The organism is Marinobacterium profundum (genome assembly GCF_001528745.1).
Classification (GTDB): Bacteria; Pseudomonadota; Gammaproteobacteria; order Pseudomonadales; family Balneatricaceae; genus Marinobacterium_A; species Marinobacterium_A profundum.
In genome coordinates, this window is record NZ_BCNS01000080.1 from 123,767 (window position 1) to 131,168 (window position 7,402).

Sequence of the window (7,402 nt, forward strand, 5' to 3'; positions counted from 1 at the left end):
ACTGAACGGTCAATCGATGACATTAACCGCAATCAGCTCAGGGCTGACAGGCGTCACTTTGGCTTTCGTTTTGGGTTTCAATTTGAGTGCGGCTGGTATCACAGGCCGACGACGCATCCGGCACGGCAAGGCTGAAGGCCGTTTGCAATTTGGGTTCAAGGTAGAGGCTATCCAGCTTCTGCGCTATGACTTCCCCAACAAAGATCTGTGGCTGCGAGGCGCTGATGTCCTCCTGCTGCTCCTTGTTGCTCACCCAGCTGTTGGCCAGATCGAATGCCTCAATAAAGCGCGGCTGCTGCGGCAGCGCCTGCTTGAAATAGGCGGTGCCAAAATAGGTGAAGTCGCTGTCGACACCACAGCCAAAGGAGGTTCTATCCGCCGCCGCCGCGGTAATCACCAGAGTTTCAGGGCTCTGCAGCGCCTCAATAAAGCCACCGGAAAAGCAGCTCGACACCAGAATTACGCGCCAGCGGATACCGGCATCATCTAGCGCCTGGCGTACCTGCTGCGGTGTCAGGTCATTCAGCTCGATGGCACCGAACTCCAGCGAAAAGCGATGATCGCGGCTGCCATGGGAGGTCATAAACAGAAAGAGCACATCCTCGGCTGTATCCATTTTCTGCGCCACGCCCCTTAACCCCTGGGCCAGATTAGGCCTGTTGGCCAACGGATACTGACTCACCCGGGCGGGATTATTGGCCAGTATCAAAGAGCGACCGGCGGTATCGTACTGGCGATCGAACTGCTCGCGTACATACTCCACTTCCTTGAGAAACACATCCTCCAGCCCAAAGCCCCCCAGCGCCAGCAGATACAGATCTGTCACCCCTGGACGCTGCGGCTGCAACGCCGCCAGGCTCTGCTGCATCAGGCCGGGCTGGGCATAGAAAACAGTTTCGACATCCAGCCTGGCCCTCGATGGCTGCGCCGCCTGCTCGGTGGCCTCATCGGTATACCAGAGCTCGGTGCGGGGCAGAACCCACAGGCTCGCCAGCAGCACCAGACTGTAAAAACCGCCGAGCACAAAGGCCCGCATTGGCCTGGCCCCGGCAAAGCCATGCAGCAGCCGTACCAGAACCCGCCATTGCCATAGCAACAGAACGACAAAGAGCCCCCAGACCAGGCTGCCCGACAGCATCAGGTACTGCTGGGCCTGCCACAGCAGTTGCGATACCAGGGTTATCCACAGGGCCGCACTGAGAAAGGCGACCAGCAGCGGCGCAAAACCCGCCCGCGCAGCACCCGCCAGTCGCGTTACCAACAGCAGCATAAACAGGTTCAGCAGCCAGCTGGCACCCAGATAGTTGAGCCCGTAAGCATCAAACCGCGCCGGCGCTTCAGTACTCAGGTAGCTGCCGCCCAGTTCCAGCCCGAGCAACAACATGCCCAGCATCAGACACTGCTCCAGCCCGCTGTGCAGATCGGCCGGTGCCGGCGTATGCCCCAGCGCCAGCTTGATACCGGCGCGCAAATTCAGCCCCAGGGCGCCAAAAAGCTCAGGCTGCGTTTGCGCAGGGGAATTTAGCGCTGCGGTATCGTCGGGCAAGGCGCCGTCGTCTTCCTGCGGATCAACGGCAGAAGCCTGTTCCGGCGTGGCCTGCACGGGCTGATCCCAGGCGTCGCGTGGTGAGTCGGTCATTACCCTGTTGCCTGTCCTGTTGACTGTATTGATGCGAATGGGGCCAGTGTTCGATGCAGTGTACGCCCAACCCCCTGGGCCTGGTCAGTGCCCCATCACACTGGGCACGGGCAATGAGCAAGAGGCAGGATCTACTACTCCAGTTTTTGCAGAATATTTTCCAGCGCCAGCAAGTCATCGACACTGAGCCGGCGCTCAAACTGCTGCTCAAGCACGGCGCCATACACCGGCCACATGCGCTGCAGCAACTCAGTACCCGCCGTGGTTATGCGCACAAGATTGCCACGGCCATCTTCAGCACAGGCATGGCGCTCCACCAGGCCTTCGCGCTGCAGGCGATCCACCAGGCGGGACAGGTTGTACTTCGTCAGCAAGGTCTGTGCACCAATTTCATACTGGCGCAGCTCTCCCCCCGGCGCGCGTTTTAGTTCCAGCAAAACATCGTACCAACCCAGGGGCGGCAGTTTTGCGGCCTTAAGCGCCTTTTGCACCTGGTCGATCAGCGTCGTTTCGGTGCGTACCAGCCGGGCCCAGGTCGTAACGGTATGTTCGCGCAGTCGTGGCTTCATGAAAACAAGTCTAGTCACATCCGGTTGCATCTACAACTATTAGGGCCTAGCATTAAATCAGGTTGCAACTGCAACCAAATAAACAGACGTACAGTTAACCCCAGCGGGAGACGAACCCATGAACAAGCCCATGAACGAACTCAGCTACAGCACTATTACTCGGGATGCCCTCAAGGCACGCCTGGATGCCGGCGAGGCGACGCTGATTGTCGAAGCCCTGCCTGCGCGCTACTACGACGCCGAACACCTGCCCGGCGCCATCAATCTGCCCCATGACGAAATCCGCCTGCTCGCCCCCAGCGCACTGCCCGACAAGGACGCCACTATAGTGGTGTACTGCGCCAGCACCGAATGCCAGAACTCCAGCATCGCCGCCCGCACCCTGGCCGCTGCGGGCTATAGCAAGGTGCTGGAGTTCGTTGAAGGCAAGCAAGGCTGGCTGGAAGCCGGTTATCCGATGGAGGCCTCAGCGGATTAAAGAGAAAGCGAGGGGCGAGGGGCGAGGGGCAGAAAAAAGGGGCTAGGGGCTAGATGCAAGAAAACAGCAAAAGCTGAAAGCTGAAAGCTGAAAGCTGAAAGCTGAAAGCTGAAAGCTGAAAGCTGAAAGCTGAAAGCTGAAAGCTGAAAGCTGAAAGCGACCTCAGGATGCATTGTAGATAACCGGCATCTTCCCCTTCCACTCGCGCCACAGGCTATCGTTGCTGGCCAGTTCCGACATCAGGTGCGCCACATTGATGCGGCTGCTATTGCCGGAATCAAAAATGGGATCCCGAATGGGTGACAGATGGAGATCATATGGAGTGACCTGATCTTCATCGGTCAGGCGGTCGGGGCGCACCGCCGCCCATTCAATATGGCGATCCGACTGACCCACCTCGGTACGCAGATAGTCCGCGGCCCTTTCGTTATCTAGATGGGGCGGCAACAACAGCCGCAGCAGCGCGATAACACACCTCTGGCCAAAGGAGGTTTTCTCCGCCAGATCACGATTCGAGTTGCCGCTGGTGTTCATCAGAATCAGCCGCACCGGCGCCGCAGTGCCATTCTGCCTGATCGCCTGGCACAGGGTGCGTACCGTATCCCGCACCAGCATGCGCGGCTGCCCGAATACGCCCTTGAAGGTCAGATTGTGCCCCAGGCACAGTGCCACCGCATCGCAGCCCTGAAGATGCTGCGCCATGTCTGCGACGTCAATATCGTGCACGCTAGCCTCGATCAGGCTGCAGCATGCGTGTTGCCGGATATCCTCAGGCAACGCATCGGCGGAGCGCACAATCGCCCTCACTCTGTTGCCCTGGTCCAACAACTGCGCCACCAGCAAGCGCCCCGTGGCACCGCTGGCACCAATCACCAAAACATTCATCCTTGTTCCCTCTGATCCCTGATCGAGCAACCCATTAATCAAGCCTGCTATATCGCGGTGCTCTTCTGATAGGTTACCCAGTGCGTTTTTTCGGCCAGCCGGTCAAAAAGGCCCCGCCCGCATTAATTATTCTCGGCGGTGACCCAACGAACAAAGGGCCAGCCCTGTAAGGTAGCCGCATCCTTGATATCCATACAGACTTCTGTCGTTTTGAGCTCAGGTGACGCGACCAATGAGATAGATCACGACCTGAGCAAACACCCGCCTGAACGTACCAGCCTACTCGTCATTTGCACAGACGTAAGCCCAATTGCACGGGTCTGATCAGCTCTGCAGCTGGGGAAGATTGCGGTACAGGTCCAGCGCCTCGGGGTTGGCCAGCGCATCCAGGTTTTTCACTGGCCAGGCACCCGAATACCAAAACTGTTACTGTTTCATCCCACAGACACAGGCGCCCAGCCAGGGTTGAAATGAGCTCAGAGTTACAAATTAACAGTCCCGACGAGACTATGACTGACAGCGCCACACAGCACAGCCGCAACTTTTCTCTACCCTCCCTTGCCCTGTCCAGTGGTAGCGTCGAGGCGTTGAAATGGATCGCGCTGATTCTAATGACCGGGGATCACCTCAACCGCTTCCTGTTCAACGGCACTGTGCCGTTTCTGGCTGAACTCGGCCGCCTGGCCCTGCCGCTCTTCGTGTTTGTGCTGGCCTACAACCTGGCTCGCCCGGGCCAGTTTGAACGCGACAGCTACCCGCGCACTATGCAGCGCCTGGCGATAGTCGGTGCCCTTGCCTCTGCACCCTTCATCGCTCTGGGAGACCTGCAGCACGCCGGCTGGTGGCCGCTGAACATTCTATTTTCACTGCTGGTACTCACCGCCATCCTGTACCTGATCGAGCGCAACGACCGGCAAGCCGCCGCTGTGCTCTTTATGGTGGGCGGCAGCCTGATCGAATACAGCTGGCTGGGACTCAGCCTTGGTATCACCGTCTGGATCTACTGCAAAAGACCCTCAGTTCCCGCAGCAGCTGTGACCCTGCTCGCCTGCGCCGCCCTCTGGTTCAGCAATGGCAACTTCTGGGCCCTGGCCGCTGTACCCCTGATCCTGGGCGCCACACGCCTCAATCTGACGATCCCGCGCCTGCGCGGGTTCTTCTACGCCTACTACCCGCTGCACCTGGGACTGATCTGGCTGGTTCGTGATCTGGTGGGCGGCGCGGGGTGATTGGTGATTGGTGATTGGTGATTGGTGATTGGTGATTGGTGATTATTTTATCCCGCAATCGTGGGCATGGTGTTAAGCGACTGTGCGGCTCTTGCGCTTATAGCCTGCCGGACTGGAATAGCAGGGCCAAGTTTTTGCTTCAGTCGCAAACCTGAAGGGCATAAGGAAAAACTTGCCCTCCCGTGGCCACTTGACCCCGCGCCTACAAAAAACAGCCAAACTCAGGTGGTTCACTGTAGTTTGAGCCGGCCTCCTAGCGTGGTTCGCTACGCAGGCCTTGGAACACCGTGTAGCACATTACCAGCATGAGCACAGAGAATGGCAGTCCGGTTGCGGTTACACCCGCTTGAAGTGCCGACAAACCACCACCAATCAAGAGCACAATCGCAATCAAACCTTCGATAACACACCAGAAAATGCGCTGGGGCACCGGTGCATCAATTTTACCTCCAGCCGTAATTGTATCGACGACGAGTGATCCGGAATCCGACGAGGTAACGAAGAACACGAGCGCCAGAAAAATGGCTATCGTCGACGCTGTTTTGGTGAACGGCAATTCGTTGAGCATGCCGAAAAGAGAAAGCTCGGGTGAATAGCTATCGATCACATTGGCTTTCACCAGCGAGGTTTCCGGGCTGACGAGGATCTGATCAATCGCGATGCCACCGAATACACCCATCCAGAGAAAGATGATCATGGACGGGATCACCAATACACAGATGATGAATTCACGCACAGTGCGGCCACGCGAAACGCGGGCGATGAACATGCCGACAAAAGGCGCCCAAGATATCCACCACGCCCAGTAGAATGCAGTCCAGCCCTGGCGGTAGGCGTCATCCGTGCGGCCAAAGGGATTTGATAGCGGGATGATCTCCCGGGTGTAGGCGACAAGCCCTGTCCAGAAGCCGCTCAAACCCACCAGTGTCGGTCCGGCCAAGAGAACGAAGAGGAAGAAAAGTACCGCAATCCCCATGTTGATTTCAGAGAGGATTTTTACGCCGCCATCAAGGCCACGCCAAACCGAAACCAGGGCAACCGCCGTCACCAGAATGATGATAGTCACCTGAGCGTTGGTCGAGATTCCCAGTCCGAAAGCAAAGTTGAAACCTGCATTGGCCTGTTGTGCTCCCAGTCCCAAAGACGTTGCCAAACCGAAAAGAGTGGCAAAAACCGCAAGAATATCAATGATATGCCCCCACCAGCCCCAAACGCGATCGCCCAGAATCGGGTAAAAGCAGGAACGGATCGAGAATGGCAAACCCTTGTTGTAGGTAAAAAGAGAAAGCGCCAGAGCCATAATGGCGTAGACCGCCCAGCCGTGCAGACCCCAGTGATAAAAGGTTGCCGCCAGCCCCATTGCCCGCGCCGCCTCGACGTTTTCCCCGATAATGCTGCCGTCTGCAGCGATGGGTGAGGCAACGCCCAAGGGCCCCGAAACATTCATGTGATAAACGGGCTCAAGAACACCGAAGAACAAGAGCCCAATACCCATGCCAGCGGCGAAAAGCATCGCAAACCATTCGAGGTAGGAATACTCAGGCACGGCGTCTTTCCCGCCCAGCCTCACCTTCGATATGGGCATAAAAATCAACGCGATACAGAAAATCACGAAGAAATTCACGATGATCATGAAAAACCAGTCGAGCTTGGTGATCGTAAAGTCACGCACAGCCGCAAAGGTGGCTCCTGCCTGGTCCGGGAAAATCAATGTCAGGAGAACAAAACCGACGGCGGTCAATCCGGAAATAACGAATACCGGATTATGAATATCGAACCCGATCGGGCCAAGATTACCGTCTATATTGTCCTGCCCAACCGTGAAATCAGTTTCGATTTCGCCACTGTCAGGTGATGAGTCTGTCATTATTTTTCCTGTTTCCGGGTCTCGACCGAGCGGTTGCACGGCAGTGCCGACTTTCTTTTTGGATAGTGATGTAGCCTTACATGCACCCTTGAAGACTGAAATTATAGACAGCGGAGCAGGCCCTGCACCCGACACCCGTTCCTTGCGAAGTATCCGGCGGCGGCATCTATACTGTAATTTGCCTATTTTTCGGTTGGCCGGCTTCGTGCCAGCGGGACACCCTAAAGACTGTATGCGGGAGTTAAACATATGAGCACCGGTCTCTCCGATGCGTTGCGTATTCTGGTCCAATGGCAGTGCACGCCAAATCAGGCGCTCGCTATCCTGAAGCTGGATCCTGACCAGCCATTTCCCGAGATTCTCAGTGAGGAACAATGTGAGCGCATGACCTTCGTGCTCAATATCCATTCAGACCTTGGCACCATCTTCGACGCCCCCGAGGACCGGTCCGGTTACATGTCCAGCCCTCATGACGACCCCTATTAACCCGGCGGACAATTAGGCATAAATTGAGTATAATCCGTGCATGAAAAAAATAGACACACGGAAAGTCTCTTCTGAGCTTCAGCAACACAACCGCGACTTGGCTATCCGGTTGTTTCAGCAAGGTCACAAAAGGGCAGAAATCGCGGAGGTTCTGGGCTGTCTCTTATACCAATCTGACGCTGACGACGACTCCCTACCAGCAAATCCGGGCCTAGCCCTAAACACCCCAACAGAACTAACACAACCACC

Annotated in this window: 7 protein-coding genes; 3 read left to right on the forward strand and 4 right to left on the reverse strand. The window is 56.8% G+C overall.

Annotation, left to right across the window (positions count from 1 at the left end; translation table 11 throughout):
• Positions 1-37: 37 nt before the first annotated feature.
• On the reverse strand, positions 38-1,639 hold the full coding sequence (locus MPRO_RS04155; RefSeq protein WP_067287394.1) for a C13 family peptidase: 1,602 nt from the start codon (positions 1,637-1,639) through the stop codon (positions 38-40).
• Between the two features lie 134 nt (positions 1,640-1,773).
• Entirely contained in the window at positions 1,774-2,208 is a 435-nt protein-coding gene (locus MPRO_RS04160; protein WP_067287395.1) for a MarR family winged helix-turn-helix transcriptional regulator, read from the reverse strand.
• 118 nt (positions 2,209-2,326) lie between these two features.
• Here MPRO_RS04160 and MPRO_RS04165 point away from each other — a divergent pair, with 118 nt between their 5' ends.
• Positions 2,327-2,686 (forward strand): rhodanese-like domain-containing protein, encoded by a 360-nt coding sequence (locus MPRO_RS04165; protein ID WP_245635024.1) that lies wholly within the window; start codon positions 2,327-2,329, stop codon positions 2,684-2,686.
• Positions 2,687-2,848: 162 nt separating this feature from the next.
• Here MPRO_RS04165 and MPRO_RS04170 read toward each other — a convergent pair whose 3' ends face one another.
• On the reverse strand, positions 2,849-3,571 hold the full coding sequence (locus MPRO_RS04170; RefSeq protein WP_067287398.1) for an NAD(P)-dependent oxidoreductase: 723 nt from the start codon (positions 3,569-3,571) through the stop codon (positions 2,849-2,851).
• Between the two features lie 509 nt (positions 3,572-4,080).
• On the opposite strand from MPRO_RS04170, the gene MPRO_RS04175 reads away from it, so the two are divergent.
• Positions 4,081-4,800: a TraX family protein gene (locus tag MPRO_RS04175; protein ID WP_082708432.1), complete on the forward strand. Its 720-nt coding sequence runs from the start codon at positions 4,081-4,083 to the stop codon at positions 4,798-4,800.
• Positions 4,801-5,053: 253 nt separating this feature from the next.
• Here MPRO_RS04175 and MPRO_RS04180 read toward each other — a convergent pair whose 3' ends face one another.
• Positions 5,054-6,667: a BCCT family transporter gene (locus MPRO_RS04180; RefSeq protein WP_067287401.1), complete on the reverse strand. Its 1,614-nt coding sequence runs from the start codon at positions 6,665-6,667 to the stop codon at positions 5,054-5,056.
• Positions 6,668-6,916: 249 nt separating this feature from the next.
• Here MPRO_RS04180 and MPRO_RS04185 point away from each other — a divergent pair, with 249 nt between their 5' ends.
• Positions 6,917-7,153, forward strand: a complete 237-nt coding sequence (locus tag MPRO_RS04185; RefSeq protein ID WP_067287404.1) for a hypothetical protein — start codon at positions 6,917-6,919, stop codon at positions 7,151-7,153.
• Positions 7,154-7,402: the final 249 nt, after the last annotated feature.